Below are 14,271 nucleotides of genomic sequence, written 5' to 3'. Positions count from 1 at the left end.
CAGCTTCGGCGGCCGGTTCCGCCGGCCCGACCCACTATGAACCTCGCGTATACACGCTGTGTATAGTCACCGGCGAGTACGGACGACCACCGGCCCGCGGCCGCATTCCGTACGACCGGCACACCGCCGCGCCACCGCGCCACCACGAACGGGGAGACTCACCATGCCTTCAAGGACGTACAAAACCGGGTCCAGGGTTGTCCCGGCCCTCGCCGCCGCCCTCACACTGACCCTCGCGCTCACCGGCTGCTCCGTCGACAGCACCTCGCCCGCGGACGCCCGCTCCGACGCCGCCGGCTCCGACGGGAAGGCGCTCGCGAGCGAGAAGGGCCAGGGCGCCGGTTCACCCGCCGTCGACTGCGAGAAGGCCACGTGCATAGCGCTCACCTTCGACGCGGGCCCCGGCAAGGACACGCCCGAACTCCTCGACCACCTCGCGAAGGAGAAGGTGCCCGCCACCTTCTTCCTCCTTGGCAAGAACCACGTGCTCAAGTATCCCCAAGTGGTACGCCGCCTCGCCGCGGAAGGCCACGAGGTCGCCAACCACACCTGGACCCACCAGCGGCTCGACAAGCTCGACAAGGAAGAGATACGCGCGGAACTCGGCCGCACCCAGGACGCCATAGAGGAGATCACCGGCGAGAAGCCGCGGTTGATGCGCCCGCCGCAGGGCCGCACCGACGACGAGGTGAAGGCCGTCAGCAAGGAGCTCGGCCTGTCCCAGGTCCTGTGGAGCGCCACCGCCAAGGACTACTCCACCACCGACAGCGAGCTCATCAAGAAGCGGATCCTCGACCAGGCCGGACGCGACGGCATCATCCTGCTGCACGACATCTACGACGGAACGGTCCCCGCCGTGCCCGGGATCATCGCCGAGCTGAAGAAGCGCGGTTACACCTTCGTCACGGTCACCCAGCTGCTCGCACCGGCCGCACCCGAACCCGGCACGGTCTATCGCCCCTGATCAGAGCCGGCCGGACGGCTCGGCGGACGGACAGCAGACGCAGCCGCCCCGCTGCTGACGCGGCCACCCCCAACAAGGCAGACTGTCGAGGGCGATTCCGGCAGTACCGGCAGGGGGCACCTATGGACCGTGACAGCGGGCCACGCGTACCGAACCAGCGCGCTCCACTCGGGAGCGAGAACGCCGAGCTGTACTTCAGCGTGCTCGGACCGGTACGGGTGCGGCGGGGCGGAGAGACCCTGCCCCCCGGCTCGCCGCAGCAGCGGGCCCTGCTCGTCGCGCTGCTGCTCCGCGACGGGCGCACCGCCACCGCCCACGAACTGATCGACGCGATCTGGGGCGAGGAGCCCCCGTCCCAGGCCCTCGCCGCCGTCCGCACGTACGCCTCCCGGCTGCGCAAGGCACTTGACCCGGACACCCTGGTCAGCGAGTCGGGCGGCTACGCGCTGCGCATCGGCCGGGAGGCCCTCGACCTCGCCGTCGCGCAGGAGCTCGCGGCGGAGGCGTACAAGGCGAACGCCGCCGGCGACCGTACCCAGGCGCGGGCGCTGCTCAACAAGGTGCTGAACCTGTGGGACGGCGAACCGCTCGCCAACGTGCCGGGCCCGTACGCGGAGAACCAGCGCACCCGGCTCGTCGAGTGGGGCCTGCAACTGCTCGAGACCCGGCTCGACATCGACCTCGAGGTCGGCCGGCACGCCGAGGCCGTCTCCGAGCTGACGGCGCTCACCGCGACCCACCCGCTGCGGGAGCGGCTGCGGGAGCTGCTGATGCTCGCCCTGTACCGCAGCGGCCGCCAGGCGGAGGCACTCGCCGTCTACGCCGACACCCGCCGGCTGCTCGCCGAGGAACTGGGCGTCGACCCGCGTCCCGAACTCTCCAGCCTCCAGCAGCGCATCCTGCGGGCCGACGCCGAACTCGCCCGCCCGCAGGAGGAGACCGCTCCCGCCCCTCAGACCACCCGGCCCGCCCAGCTGCCGGCCACCGTGCCCGACTTCACCGGCCGGTCGTCCTTCGTGCACGAACTGGGCGGCCAACTGGCGACCGCCGAGGGCTCGGTGATGGCGGTGTCCGCCCTCGCGGGCATCGGCGGCGTCGGCAAGACCACCCTGGCCGTCCATGTGGCCCACCAGGCACGCAAGCACTTCCCCGACGGCCAGCTGTACGTCGACCTCCAGGGCACCGGGAACCGGTCCGCCGAGCCGGAGACGGTCCTCGGCGCGTTCCTGCGCGCCCTGGGCACACCCGACTCCGCGATCCCGGACACATTGGACGAACGGGCGGCCCTCTACCGCTCGGCCCTGGACGGGCGGCGGATCCTGGTGCTGCTCGACAACGCCCGCGACGCCGCCCAGGTCCGGCCCCTGCTGCCCGGCACGGCCGGCTGCGCCGCACTGATCACCAGCCGGGTGCGGATGGTCGACCTGGCGGGAGCGCACCTGGTCGACCTGGACGTGATGTCCCCCGAGGAGGCCCTGCAGCTGTTCACCCGGATCGTCGGGGCGGAACGGGTCGGCGCGGAACGCGACGCCGCGCTGGACGTGGTCGCGGCATGCGGCTTCCTGCCGCTCGCGATCCGTATCGCCGCCTCGCGGCTGGCGGCCCGCCGCACCTGGACCGTCTCGGTCCTCGCGGCCAAGCTGGCCGACGGACGGCGCCGCCTCGACGAGCTCCAGGCCGGCGATCTGGCGGTGAAGGCCACCTTCGAACTGGGCTACGGCCAGCTGGAGCCGCCCCAGGCGAGGGCGTTCCGCCTGCTGGGCCTGGCGGACGGCCCGGACATCTCGCTCGCCGCGGCGGCCGCCGTGCTGGAACTGCCGCCGCACGAGACGGAGGACCTGCTCGAAGCACTGGTCGACACGTCCCTGCTGGAGTCCGCGGCGCCGGGCCGGTACCGCTACCACGACCTGGTACGGCTCTACGCGCGTGCATGCGCGGAGCGGGACGAGTCCCCGGAGGCGCGGGAGGCCGCCGTCTCCCACCTGCTGGACTTCTACCTGGCGACGGCGGCCCGGGTCTTCGCCATGGAGCGGCCGGGCGACCAGCTCGTCGTCCATCTGGAGCCGACGGGTGACGCCGGGCTCGAGTTCGCGCACCTCGACGACGCCCAGGACTGGCTCTACGCGGAGGCCCACTGCCTTCTGGCCTGCGCCCGGCAGGCCTCCCCCGGCCCGCAGTTGCGGCGGGCTGTGGATCTCCTGTGGGCCGTCCAGAACCTCGCAGAGTCGGGAGCGAACTCGAAGGTCTACGAGTCCGTGGCCTGCGGAGCGGTCGAGGCCGCGCGGGCCGCCGGCGACACCCGCACCGAAGGCCGGGCACGGACGTCGATGACCAACGTCCACCTCACGGCGGGCCGTTACGACGAGGCGGACGAGGAGGCCGCCCAGGCGGCGGTCCTGGCCCGCTCGGTGAACGACCCGGCGCCGGTCTACTGGTCGGACAACGACCGGGGCATCATCGCCTTCATACAGGGGCGCAACCAGGAGGCAGAGGAACACCTGCGCCGCGCCATGGAGGGTTCGCGCCTCGACGGCAATCTGCCCGGCGAGGCGAGCGCCCTGTCCAACCTCTCCCGCATCCACGTCGCCACCGGACGCATCACCCAGGCGATCTCCCTCGCGGAGCAGGGCATCGCCATCTACGACCGGATCGGCCACACCCTGCGGCTGGCCAACGCCCGCTACGCCCTCGGTGTCGCCCTGACGCAGGCGGGCCGCCACACCGACGCCCTGGAGCAACTGTCGGAGGCGATGAGCCTGTTCGAGTCGAACCGGCAGCGCCTGTGGGAGGGCACGGCCCACTTCCGCATCGCTCAGGCGCATCTGTCCGCGCGCCGCCCGGCACGGGCCGCGCAGCACGCGGAACAGGCGCTCGCCATGGGCTGCATCGGCGGTGACCGCACCCGCGGGAAGGTGCTGACGACGCTGGGACTGGCCCTGGACGCGCTCGGTCAGGCGGACCGTGCGCGTGCCTGCTGGCGTGACGCGCTCTTCCTCCACGAGCAGACGGGCGCGGCGGAGGCCGAAGAGGTCCGCGCGCTGCTCGAGCCGCTCAGCGGCGCCGCCTGACGGATCACCGCGCACGGCCGTTCCCTTCCGGGTCCGGGACGTCGGATGCAGGAGCACGGCAGGGGCGGGGGCAGGGCGTTCATCGAATGTTTATGCTCGTCCGACATGCTCCAAGCATTCGATCCGTCGCGTCGGGGGGCAGACGGATCACACGGGCCGGCGCCTCAGCGGGTGACAGGTCCACCGGCCTTCCGTCCGGCGACCCTCGGGGAGTCGCCGGCCGGAAGGCCCTCCGGTCATCGGACATCCCATGGGGGACGACATGAGCACGAACAAGCAGAACCGCGAAGAGATCACCACGATGGGCGACCACCACGCCCCGGCGCCGCCCGCCGACGGCATCACCACCATGGGTGACCACCACGCCCCGGCGCCGCCCGCCGACGGCATCACGACGCTGGGCGACCACCACGCGCCCGTCCCGCCCGTGGACAGCACGATCACGACCATGGGTGACCACCACGCCCCGGCGCCGCCGCAGGGCTGACACGAAGCCAACCACGACGGGGAACGGCCGCGGCGGCGCGGAGGGGGAGCCGCCGCGGCCGTGGCATGTCCCCAACCGGTCGGCCACCAATGTGTTCTGAGCCACACTCAGACACTTCGTCAACAATGGGCCACCGACCGGACAAAACCAAAGGATCTTCGACAGAAACCGAGCGCAACCGCTCAGCGGCAGTGTGTACTTGGCGAGCGCGCCTCATGGCGCCCCCCACACCCTGCTCTCCCGAGGTCTAATTCGATGATCGAGATACCGGACCTGGCCGCCGGCGGCCTGGCCGCCGGGACGCTGTCGGCACTCGTCCTGGGAGGCGGGCTCATCCGCTCCCGGCGGGAACGGGCCCGGCAGCGCGAGGAGATCGCCACGCTCCGGTCACATCTCGACGCCGCCCGGTACGAAGTGGACCGCGCCGCCCAGGCCTTCGCCGCCGAGATCGCCCACCTCGCCGCGGAGCGGATGCCGGCGGAGGCCACCCGCACCGCCCACCCGCACGTCCGGGTACCCGGACCGCTCGGGCCGGCGGGTGCGGGGACGGACGCCGTGCTCGAAGCGCTGCGTACCGCCATGGCCCAGGAACGCAAACGCGTCGACGCCGCCGCCCGCGCCGGTATGCGCGGCGCGACCCGCGAGATCCAGGCCGGGCTCTACCGGCTCCAGGACGTGTTGCGCGGGCTCCAGCAGCGCTACGACGACCCGGAGCTGGCGCAGACCCTCTTCGCCCTCGACCACGAGAACGAGCAGTCGCTGCGCCGCGCCCAGGTCGCCGCCGTCGTGTGCGGGGCGTGGGTGGGGCTCGCCCGCGAGGAATCCCACCTGGTCGACGCCGTCACGGGCGGACAGGCCAGGCTCGTCGGCTACCACCGGGTCCAGGTGCACAACCACCTGGAGCCGGGCACCGCGCTGGTGTCGCACGCGGTCGAGCCGGTGGCGATCATCGTCGCCGAGCTTCTCGACAACGCGCTGCGCCACTCCTCGCCGGACACCGCCGTGGTGGTGAACCTCGAACGCGTCCACCACGGCGTCTCGGTAACGGTCGACGACGCGGGTGTCGGCATGGCGAGCGACGAACGGGCCGCCGCGCAGCGGCTGGTGGCCGGGGACGACCCGATCCTGCTGTCCGACCTCGGCGACCCGCCCCGCATGGGGTTGGCGGCGATCGGGCGGCTCACGCGGCAGTTCGACGTGTCGGTGGACCTGTCCACGCCGTCGCCCTACGGGGGTGTACGGGCCGTGCTGCTCGTCAAGAGCCATCTGCTGAGCCGTATCGACCCGGTCCTGCAACCGCCCGCCGTCAGCGCCGCCCGATCCACCCGGAGTTCGGCGGAGCCCGAGCTCGCGGCCGAGCAGGCAGGGCACCCGGAGCAGACACCGCCGGCCCGGCAGGACCGGACCGACCGGCAGACGCAGCTCGACCGGCAGGCGCGGCCCGTCGGCCTGGAGCAGCCCACCGGTCCCGAGCAGCCCACCGGTCCCGAGCCGCACACCGGCCCTGAACCGCACGTCGCGCAGCCGCGGGTCCCTGCGCCCGCCACCCGCGCCGCACCGCCGGCCGCCGCCCCGGCACCGCACGGTGACGAGCCCGTCCACGAGCCGGTGCCCGACCCCGCCCAGGACGGCGACCAGCTCCCGCAGCGCCGCCGCCGGGTCCGCGCCGAAGCCTCCTCCGCGGCGCCCGCCCCCGAACCGGCCGCGCCGGCGGCACCCGCCCGCACCCCCGAGGAGTCCGCCGCGGCGCTCGGGGCGCTGCAGTCCGCAACAGCCGCGGCGCGCAACGCCGCAGAGACCGAAGGGAACGACCCCCGATGACCAGCCGCGACCCCGGTGAAGCCGCCTGGGTGCTCGACCCGATCCTCGAAATCCCGCATGTCCGGGCCGCCGCGCTGCTGACCAGGGACGGGCTCGTCTCCGGTTACTCCGCCGCGCTCTCCCAGGACTCGGCGGAGCGCGTCGCAGCGATCATCAGCACCGTCCAGGGGGCGTGCCGTACCGCCGCCGCCGCGTTCGCCGACAAGGACGCCGCCCGGCTGCGGCAGGTGGTCATCGAGTCCGACCACGGCTACATCCTGGTCGCGCCCACCGACCACGGCACGTGCGTGGCCGCGTACGGCAGCCCGGAGGTACGCCTGGATTTGCTGGGCCACCGGGTCCACTCCCAGGTCGCCCGGCTCGGTGAGAAGGCCATGGCCGCGGCGCCCCGGGTGGCCGACGGCAGCACAGCGGTATGACCGGCCGCCGGAGCGGCCGCCCCCTGGTGCCCGCCTACCTGTCCACCGGTGGGGTGGCGCGGCCCAGTCGCAACAGCCTGGAGCGCCTGTCGGTGCTGACCGGCGCCGGCGGGCCCGCGCCCGCCGGTCTGCCCGCCGCCCAGCACGCCGTGCTGGAGGCGCTCGACGGCGGTTCGCTGACCGTGGTGGAGACGGCCGCCCTGCTGAAGCTGCCGGTCTCCGCGGTCCGCGTGCTGGCCGCCGCCCTGATCGACCAGGGTCTGGTGCGCGCACGCCCACCGGTCCCCTCCGCAGCCCTGCCCGACCGTGACCTTCTGAAGAGAGTGGCCGATGGCCTCCGCGCCCTCAAGCTTTAGCCCGCCCGCGCGCTCCGGCCCGTCCTCCCGTGAGCGCGACTCCGCCGAGGCGGGTCTGCATCTGCCCGACACCGCGCGGGAACTGGTCAAGATCCTGGTCGCCGGCCCGTTCGGCGTCGGCAAGACGACGCTGATCGACTCCGTCTCCGAGATCCGCCCCCTGCACACAGAGGAACACCTGACCCAGGCGTCGGTCGCGGTCGACGACCTGGCCGGGGTGCGCGACAAGACGACGACGACCGTCGCCATCGACTTCGGGCGGATCTCGCTGGGCGGCGGGATCGTGCTCTACCTCTTCGGCACCCCCGGCCAGGAACGTTTCCGCTCCCTGTGGAACGACATCGCCTACGGGGCGCTCGGTGCGCTCGTGCTCGTCGACACCCGCCGTATCGACGACTCCTTCGACGTCCTCGGCATGGTCGAGGAGTCGGGGCTGCCGTACGCCGTCGCCCTGAACACCTTCCCCGACTCGAAGAACTACGGCGAGGAGCAGCTGCGCCGCGCCCTCGACCTCGAAGATGACACCCCGCTGGTGATGTGCGACGCCCGTGACACCAACTCCTCCGTCGACGCGCTGCTCGCCCTGGTCCAGCACCTCATCGACCGCAACAGCCGCCGGACGGAGCTCCGTTGAACGCCTATCCTGCCCGCGCCGACGCGTTCTCGCTGTCCGCGCCCGTACGACTGTGGGAAGAGGGCTTCGCGGCCGACCCGCACGCCTACTACGCGGCGCTGCGGGCGCAGGGCCCGGTCGGCTGGGCGGAGCTCGCCCCCGGTGTGCCCGCGTACGTCGTCACGGACCGCCGCGCCACCCTCGACCTGCTGCACGACCCCAAGACCTGGTCGCACGACCCGCGTCCCTGGGAGGCCACCGTCCCGGAGGACTCCCCCGTCCTCGGCATGATGCGCTGGCGGCCCAACACCCTCTTCGCGGACGGTGACGCGCACATCCGCTACCGGCGCAGCCTCACGGACGCCTTCGACCTCGTCGAACCGCACGATCTGCGCGAACGCGTCCATCACGCGGTGGACGTGCTCGTCGGCCGCTTCGGCCCGGCCGGCTCCGCGGACCTCGTCACCGAGTTCGCCCGGCCGCTCATGGCGCTGATCTTCAACAACCTCTTCGGGCTGCCCGACAGCGAGTCCGGCCGGCTCGACGCCGCGCTCGGCGCCATGATGGAGGGCGGCGACCGCGCGGCGGAGGGCGAGGCCGAGTACGGCAGGTACGTGCTGGAGCTGATCGCCGCCAAGTCGGTGCAGCGCGGGCCCGACATCACCAGCCGGCTGCTGGACCATCCGCTGGCGCTCACGCCGGAGGAGGTCACCTGGCAGGTCTTCCTCACCCTCGGGGCGGGCCACGAGCCGAGCGCCAACCTCGTCTCCAACGCGCTCTCTCGGATCCTCGGCAACGCCGACTACTACTCCACCCTCACCAGTGGCTCCCGGCCGGTGATGGACGCGGTCCTCGAGGTGCTCCGGTACGAGACCCCGCTGGCGAACTACGGCATCCACTTCGCCCGCGAGTCCGTGTCGTTCCACGGTGTCTGGGTGCAGGCGGCGGTCCCGGTCGTCGTCTCGTACGGAGCGCTGGGCCACTTCGCCGAGCAGGACTTCGCCGGGACGCACCACCGCCACGACGCCTCGCACCTGTCGTTCTCCGCCGGTGAGCACGCCTGCCCCGTGAAGCAGCCTGCCCTGCTGATCGCCACGGAGGCCATCGAGCGCCTCACCCAGTGGCTGCCGGATCTTCAGCCGGTCGTACCGCGTGAACGGCTCAGCTGGCGGCCCGGCCCGTTCCACCGTTCGCTGACGGCGCTGCCCGTCAGATTCACACCTCACAGCCCCGACCAGGCAGGAGACCGTTCATGACCGTGTCCCCCGTGTGGCCGTCGATCCGTTCGGTGCCGACATCATCGCCGAGTGCGCGAAGCTCCGTTCCCTCGGTCCGGTGGTGCCCGTCGAGCTGCCCGGCGGCATACCCGCCTGGGCGCCGACCGGTTACGACACCCTCAAGGCCCTGATCCTCGACCCGCAGGTCAGCAAGGACCCGCGTAAGCACTGGTCGCTGTTCCCCGAGATCGGCGAGCGCCCCGAGTGGGGCTGGATCCTCGGCTGGGTCGGCGTGGTCAACATGCTGTCGACCTACGGCAGCGACCACACCCGGCTGCGCAAGCTCGTCGCCCCCAGCTTCACCGCCCGGCGCACCGAGGCAATGCGCGACCGCGTGGAGGCCATCACCGAGGAGCTGCTGACCGACCTGGACGCGGCGGGCGCGAACGGCGAAGTGGTGGACGTGAAGGCCGCGTTCGCGCATCCGCTGCCCATGCGGATGATCTGCGAGCTGTTCGGCGTGCCCGAGCATCTGCGCGAGGCAACCGGCCGGCTGATCGCCGCGCTCATGGACACCTCCGACCCGAGCCCGGAGCAGGCGGCCTGGGTCCAGGAGCAGATCGGCACGGTCCTCGGCTCGCTCATCGGGTACAAGACCGAGCACCCCGGCGACGACATGACGACCGAGCTGATCCGGGTCCGCGACGAGGACGGCGACCGGCTCAGTGACGAGGAGCTTCTCTACACCCTGCTCCTCGTCATCGGCGCCGGCTTCGAGACGACGGTCAATCTGATCGGCAACGCCGTCGTCGCACTGCTCGAGCACCCCGAGCAGCTGGCCGCCGTGCGCGCCGGCAGGATCAGCTGGGAGCAGGTGATCGAGGAGGTGCTGCGGGTCCGTCCGTCGATCGCTTCGCTGCCGCTGCGGTTCGCGGTGTCCGACATCACCGTCGGCGGGGTCACCGTCCCGGCGGGCGACGCGATCCTGACGACGTACGCCGCCGCGGGCAACGACCCGGCGCGCTACGGCGAGGACGCGGCGGCCTTCGACGCCACGCGCGCGGCCGACGACCATCTGTCCTTCGGTATCGGTGTGCACCGCTGCATCGGCGCCCCGCTGGCCCGTATGGAGGCGATGACCGCGCTGCCGGCGCTCTTCGACCGCTACCCCGGCCTCACCGCGGCGTTCACGTCCGACGAGCTGAAGCAGGTGCCCTCGTTCATCGCGTACGGGTGGCAGGAGATCCCGGTCCGCCTCCACGGCTGACCACCGCAGACGGGCCCGGCCCGGTGCCGCGACAGCGCGGGACCGGGCCGGTGCCGCGCTCAGCCGCCGTGCCGGTCGCGCAGCTCGGTCTTCAGTACCTTCCCGCTCGCGTTGCGGGGCAGCCCGGCCATGAACTCCACGTGCCGGGGGACCTTGTAGTTCGCCATCTCCCGCCGTGACCATGCGATCAGGTCGTCGGAGGTGAGCGTCGACCCGGGCCGGCGGACCGCGTACGCCTTGCCCACCTCGCCGAGCCGTTCGTCGGGCACGCCGACGACGGCGACGTCCGCGACGTCCGGGTGCAGGCCGAGCAGTTGCTCGATCTCCGCGGGGTAGGCGTTGAAGCCGCCGACGATGAACATGTCCTTGATCCGGTCGGTGATGCGCAGGTTCCCCGCCTCGTCCAGGACGCCGACGTCACCGGTGCGCAGCCAGCCGTCGGGAGTGATCGCGCGGGCCGTGGCCTCGGGGTCCTCGAAGTAGCCGCGCATGACGTTGTGACCGCGTACCAGTACCTCCCCCGGCTCTCCCGGCGGCGCGAGGACGCGGACCTCCGTGCCGGGTATCGCACGGCCGGAGGTGGCGGCGACGGTGGCGGGGGCGTCGCCCCGGCGGCACATGGTCACGATCCCGCTCGCCTCCGAGAGTCCGTAGGCGGTCAGGACGGTGGGGACGCGCAGTTCGTCGCGGATCCGTTCCACCAGTTCGAGGGGGACGACCGCGGCGCCGGTGACGACGAGGCGCAGGGTGCCCAGGTCGTGCCGGCCGCGTGCCGGGTGGTCGAGCAGCGACCGGTGCAGGGTCGGCGGGCCGGGGAGGACGGAGATGCGTTCCGCGGCGATGTTGGCGAGGACGGTCTCCACGTTGAAGACGGGTTGGGGGACCATCGTGGCGCCGCGGGTGAGGCAGGCGATGATGCCCGCCTTGTAGCCGAAGGTGTGGAAGAACGGGTTCACGATCAGATAGCGGTCGCCCTCGCGCAGCCCGGCGAGCTCGCTCCACAGGTCGTAGCAGCGCAGGGTCTGGGCGTGGGTGATGACGGCGCCCTTGGGGCGGCCGGTGGTGCCGGAGGTGAAGACGAGGTCGGAGGGGTCGTCGGCGGTGACGGTGCCGGCCCGCTCCCGCACCTGCCGCGCGCCGACGCCGTCGCCGCCCGCGAGGAAGTCCTTCCAGGTGCGGTACTCCTGCGGCGCGCTCTCGGCGAGGACGACGACCTGCTCCAGGTCGGGGAGCTCCACGCCGCAGCGGCGCAGGGAGGCGACGTATGAGGTGCCGAGGAAGGTGCCGGTGACGAAGAGGAGTCTGGCCCGTGAGCGCCTGAGGACGTCGGCCGCCTCGGTTCCCTTGAAGCGGGTGTTGAGGGGGACGAGTACGGCACCCGCCGTGACGGCGCCGAGGGCGCAGACGATCCAGTCGAGGGTGTTGGGCGCCCAGACGGCGACCCGGTCCCCCTTGCGGACGCCGGAGGCGATGCACGCCGCGGCGGCGCGTTCGACCCGGTCGCCGAGCTCGGCGTACGGGACGCGGGTGCGGCCGTCGACGACGGCCTCGCGCTGTCCGTACCGCAGGGCCGCACTTCGCACCAGCTCCGGGACGGTGCCCCATGCCAGGTCGCCGCGTCGCATCACATGCCTCCCGTACGTCCCCGCGCAGTAGCTGACGGTACGTCAGATTAGCTGTACGCTCCGGCCATGGCGACCCTCAAGGACAAGGCGGCGATCGTCGGGATCGGTTCGACGGCCTTCGCCGGACGACTGCCCGAGTCGGAGAAGACACTGGCCTGCCGGGCGGTCCTCGCCGCTCTCGAGGACGCCGGCATCGCCCCGTCCGAGGTGGACGGCTTCGCCTCGTACACGATGGAGGAGACCGACGAGGTCGAGCTCGCCAAGGCCGTCGGCGCGGGCGACGTCACCTTCTTCTCCAAGGTGGGCTACGGGGGCGGCGGCTCGTGCGCCACCGTGGCGCACCTCGCCGGAGCCGTCGCCACCGGGCAGGCGAGCGTCGGCGTGGCATGGCGCTCACGCAAACGCGGCTCGGGCCCTCGGCCCTGGACGAACACCACGGTCCAGCTGCCGACCCCGGCCCAGTGGACCCGTCCCTTCGGGCTGCTGCGGCCCGCCGACGAGATCGGCGTGCTCGCCCGCCGCTACATGCACGAGTACGGCGCGACCCGAGACCACTTCTTCAACGTGGCCCTCGCCTGCCGCAACCGTGCCAACCAGAACCCGGCCGCGATCATGTACGAACGCCCGCTCACCCGCGAGATGTACATGACCGCCCGCTGGATCAGCGAGCCGCTCTGCCTCTTCGACAACTGCCTCGAGACGGACGGCGCGCTCGCCTGCGTCATCGTGAGCGCCGAACGCGCCCGCGACTGCCGGCACAGCCCCGTCTACATCCACTCGGCCGCCCAGGGCCTGCCCGCCCAGCACCACGGAATGGTCAACTACTGGAACGACGACCCGCTCACCGGCCCCGCCTGGACGGCCGCACGGCACCTGTGGAAGCAGGCCGACTTCGGTCCTGACGACGTCCACGTGGCCCAGATATACGACGCGTTCACCCCCCTGATCCCACTGTCGCTGGAGGGCTACGGCTTCTGCGGGCGGGGCGAGGGCGCGGCCTTCACCGAGGGCGGGGCGCTGGAGATCGGCGGGCGCCTGCCCCTGAACACCGCGGGCGGCGGACTCAGCGAGGCCTACGTGCACGGCTTCAACCTGATCAACGAGGGCGTCAAGCAACTGCGGGGCGCCTCGACGGCCCAGGTGCCGGACGCGCGGACCTGCCTGGTGACAGCGGGTGAGGGCGTACCGACGTCGGCCCTTCTGCTGAGGAGCTGAGATGCTGCGACCGGTCATCGACGACGACGGCGCGCCCTTCTGGACGTACGCGGCGAGAGGCGAACTGCGCGTCCAGGCCTGCGCCGCACCCGCCTGCGGCGAACCGCGCTTCCCGCCGCGGCCCTGCTGCCCCCACTGCGGGTCCTTCGACAGCGAATGGCGCCTGATGAACGGCCGGGGGCGTATCTGGTCGTTCGTGCTCCCGCACCCGCCGCTGCTGCCCGGCTACGCCGAACAGGCCCCCTACAACGCGGTCGTCGTCGAACTGCTCGACGCCCCCCGCATCCGGCTCGCCGGCAATGTGGTCGCCGCCCCCGACGCCCCGCTGAACTCGGTCGACCCGGCCCGGCTGCGCATCGGCGCCGGGGTGCGCGTGGTGTTCACCCGGGACGGGCTGCCCCGCTGGCGACTGGAGCGCGCATGAGCCTGCGCGTGGAGACCGACAAGGACACCGGCGTCGCCCTGGTCACCCTCGACCGGCCCGCCAGGCTCAACGCCATCGACCTGGAGACAGCGACCGAACTGAGGGCCGCGTGGCAGGAGTTCCGGCGCGACGACGCGGTCCGGGCAGCGGTGATCACGGGCGCGGGCACCAGAGCGTTCAGCACGGGCATCGACCGCTCGGCAGAGGTGCCGCAGCCGTCCTCGCCGTACTCCCTCGACGATCCGCTGCTGGGTATCGGCCCCAAGGCGAACGACCTGTGGAAACCGGTGATCGCGGCCGTCGAGGGCATGGCCTGCGGCGGGGCGTTCTATCTTCTCGGCGAGAGCGAGTTCCTGATCGCATCGCACGAGGCGACGTTCTTCGATCCGCACACCACGTACGGGATGGTCAGCGCCTACGAGTCCGTCCTCATGGCCCAGCGGATGCCGGCCGGTGAGGTGGCGCGGACGGCCCTGATGGGCACGGCTGAGCGGCTGACGGCACGCCGCGCGTACGACGTGGGCCTGGTCTCCGAGCTGACGGAGCCCGGCGGCGCGGCAGCGGCGGCGCTGCGGGCCGCGGCGGTGATCGCGTCGTGTCCGACGGACGCCGTCCAGGGGACGGTACGCGCCGTGTGGTCGGCCACCGAGGCGTCACGGTCCCAGGCGCTCGCTCTCGCCCCGCACCTGGTCACGCTCGGCAACCTGCCGCCGCGGCGGCAGGCCGAGTTGTTCGAGGAGGGGCGGGGCAAGGGCGGCTTCCGGCTGCGTTGACGCCCGACGGGGCGCCGTGGCG

13 protein-coding genes are annotated in these 14,271 nt (G+C 72.5%); 12 read left to right on the top strand and 1 reads right to left on the bottom strand.

Going from position 1 to position 14,271, the window contains the following annotated elements:
* Positions 1 to 163 precede the first annotated feature (163 nt).
* The 9 genes from GLX30_RS20280 (at position 164) to GLX30_RS20240 (ending at position 10,212) form a co-directional block, all read left to right on the top strand.
* Positions 164 to 964 (top strand): polysaccharide deacetylase family protein, encoded by an 801-nt coding sequence (locus GLX30_RS20280; protein WP_159690897.1) that lies wholly within the window; start codon positions 164 to 166, stop codon positions 962 to 964.
* A gap of 122 nt (positions 965 to 1,086) precedes the next feature.
* Positions 1,087 to 4,032, top strand: a complete 2,946-nt coding sequence (locus GLX30_RS20275) for an AfsR/SARP family transcriptional regulator (RefSeq protein ID WP_159690894.1) — start codon at positions 1,087 to 1,089, stop codon at positions 4,030 to 4,032.
* Between the two features lie 262 nt (positions 4,033 to 4,294).
* Positions 4,295 to 4,519: a sigma-like protein gene (locus tag GLX30_RS20270; protein ID WP_159690890.1), complete on the top strand. Its 225-nt coding sequence runs from the start codon at positions 4,295 to 4,297 to the stop codon at positions 4,517 to 4,519.
* Between the two features lie 255 nt (positions 4,520 to 4,774).
* On the top strand, positions 4,775 to 6,340 hold the full coding sequence (locus GLX30_RS20265) for an ATP-binding protein (RefSeq protein WP_159690887.1): 1,566 nt from the start codon (positions 4,775 to 4,777) through the stop codon (positions 6,338 to 6,340).
* Positions 6,337 to 6,759 carry a roadblock/LC7 domain-containing protein gene (locus tag GLX30_RS20260; protein WP_159690883.1) on the top strand — a complete coding sequence of 141 codons (423 nt, stop codon included), beginning with the start codon at positions 6,337 to 6,339 and terminating at the stop codon, positions 6,757 to 6,759. The genes GLX30_RS20265 and GLX30_RS20260 overlap by 4 nt, the downstream gene beginning before the upstream one ends.
* Positions 6,756 to 7,115 carry a DUF742 domain-containing protein gene (locus GLX30_RS20255; RefSeq protein WP_053557178.1) on the top strand — a complete coding sequence of 120 codons (360 nt, stop codon included), beginning with the start codon at positions 6,756 to 6,758 and terminating at the stop codon, positions 7,113 to 7,115. The genes GLX30_RS20260 and GLX30_RS20255 overlap by 4 nt, the downstream gene beginning before the upstream one ends.
* The gene (locus GLX30_RS20250; RefSeq protein ID WP_244258228.1) at positions 7,090 to 7,749 is read left to right on the top strand and encodes an ATP/GTP-binding protein; all 660 of its coding nucleotides are present in this window, start codon (positions 7,090 to 7,092) and stop codon (positions 7,747 to 7,749) included. Before GLX30_RS20255 ends, GLX30_RS20250 begins: the two co-directional genes overlap by 26 nt.
* Positions 7,746 to 8,984 (top strand): cytochrome P450, encoded by a 1,239-nt coding sequence (locus tag GLX30_RS20245; RefSeq protein WP_159690879.1) that lies wholly within the window; start codon positions 7,746 to 7,748, stop codon positions 8,982 to 8,984. The genes GLX30_RS20250 and GLX30_RS20245 overlap by 4 nt, the downstream gene beginning before the upstream one ends.
* Before the next feature lie 13 nt (positions 8,985 to 8,997).
* Positions 8,998 to 10,212 (top strand): cytochrome P450, encoded by a 1,215-nt coding sequence (locus GLX30_RS20240; protein ID WP_159690876.1) that lies wholly within the window; start codon positions 8,998 to 9,000, stop codon positions 10,210 to 10,212.
* A gap of 59 nt (positions 10,213 to 10,271) precedes the next feature.
* On the opposite strand, the gene GLX30_RS20235 is transcribed toward GLX30_RS20240, so the two are convergent.
* Positions 10,272 to 11,837, bottom strand: a complete 1,566-nt coding sequence (locus GLX30_RS20235) for a FadD3 family acyl-CoA ligase (protein ID WP_159690873.1) — start codon at positions 11,835 to 11,837, stop codon at positions 10,272 to 10,274.
* Positions 11,838 to 11,903: 66 nt separating this feature from the next.
* Here GLX30_RS20235 and GLX30_RS20230 point away from each other — a divergent pair, with 66 nt between their 5' ends.
* Genes GLX30_RS20230 through GLX30_RS20220 form a run of 3 tightly spaced genes read left to right on the top strand, consistent with a single transcriptional unit; the run spans position 11,904 to position 14,249 of the window.
* Entirely contained in the window at positions 11,904 to 13,052 is a 1,149-nt protein-coding gene (locus tag GLX30_RS20230; protein WP_159690870.1) for a lipid-transfer protein, read from the top strand.
* 1 nt (position 13,053) lies between these two features.
* Positions 13,054 to 13,476, top strand: coding sequence for an OB-fold domain-containing protein (locus GLX30_RS20225; RefSeq protein ID WP_159690867.1), 423 nt, complete (start codon positions 13,054 to 13,056; stop codon positions 13,474 to 13,476).
* Complete coding sequence (locus tag GLX30_RS20220; protein WP_159690865.1) at positions 13,473 to 14,249, top strand: enoyl-CoA hydratase/isomerase family protein; 777 nt, start codon at positions 13,473 to 13,475, stop codon at positions 14,247 to 14,249. The genes GLX30_RS20225 and GLX30_RS20220 overlap by 4 nt, the downstream gene beginning before the upstream one ends.
* Positions 14,250 to 14,271: the final 22 nt, after the last annotated feature.

Origin of the sequence: Streptomyces sp. Tu 2975, assembly GCF_009832925.1 — a bacterium.
Taxonomy (GTDB): domain Bacteria; phylum Actinomycetota; class Actinomycetes; order Streptomycetales; family Streptomycetaceae; genus Streptomyces.
This window is presented reverse-complemented; position numbering and strand designations above follow the sequence as displayed.

What these genes read in the sequence shown, in the direction of transcription:
- GLX30_RS20280 (WP_159690897.1), top strand. Translation starts at nt 164, where the DNA reads ATGCCTTCAAGGACGTACAAAACCGGGTCCAGGGTTGTCCCGGCCCTC.
- GLX30_RS20275 (WP_159690894.1), top strand. Translation starts at nt 1,087, where the DNA reads ATGGACCGTGACAGCGGGCCACGCGTACCGAACCAGCGCGCTCCACTC.
- GLX30_RS20270 (WP_159690890.1), top strand. Translation starts at nt 4,295, where the DNA reads ATGAGCACGAACAAGCAGAACCGCGAAGAGATCACCACGATGGGCGAC.
- GLX30_RS20265 (WP_159690887.1), top strand. Translation starts at nt 4,775, where the DNA reads ATGATCGAGATACCGGACCTGGCCGCCGGCGGCCTGGCCGCCGGGACG.
- GLX30_RS20260 (WP_159690883.1), top strand. Translation starts at nt 6,337, where the DNA reads ATGACCAGCCGCGACCCCGGTGAAGCCGCCTGGGTGCTCGACCCGATC.
- GLX30_RS20255 (WP_053557178.1), top strand. Translation starts at nt 6,756, where the DNA reads ATGACCGGCCGCCGGAGCGGCCGCCCCCTGGTGCCCGCCTACCTGTCC.
- GLX30_RS20250 (WP_244258228.1), top strand. Translation starts at nt 7,090, where the DNA reads ATGGCCTCCGCGCCCTCAAGCTTTAGCCCGCCCGCGCGCTCCGGCCCG.
- GLX30_RS20235 (WP_159690873.1), bottom strand. Translation starts at nt 11,837, where the DNA reads ATGCGACGCGGCGACCTGGCATGGGGCACCGTCCCGGAGCTGGTGCGA.
- GLX30_RS20230 (WP_159690870.1), top strand. Translation starts at nt 11,904, where the DNA reads ATGGCGACCCTCAAGGACAAGGCGGCGATCGTCGGGATCGGTTCGACG.
- GLX30_RS20225 (WP_159690867.1), top strand. Translation starts at nt 13,054, where the DNA reads ATGCTGCGACCGGTCATCGACGACGACGGCGCGCCCTTCTGGACGTAC.
- GLX30_RS20220 (WP_159690865.1), top strand. Translation starts at nt 13,473, where the DNA reads ATGAGCCTGCGCGTGGAGACCGACAAGGACACCGGCGTCGCCCTGGTC.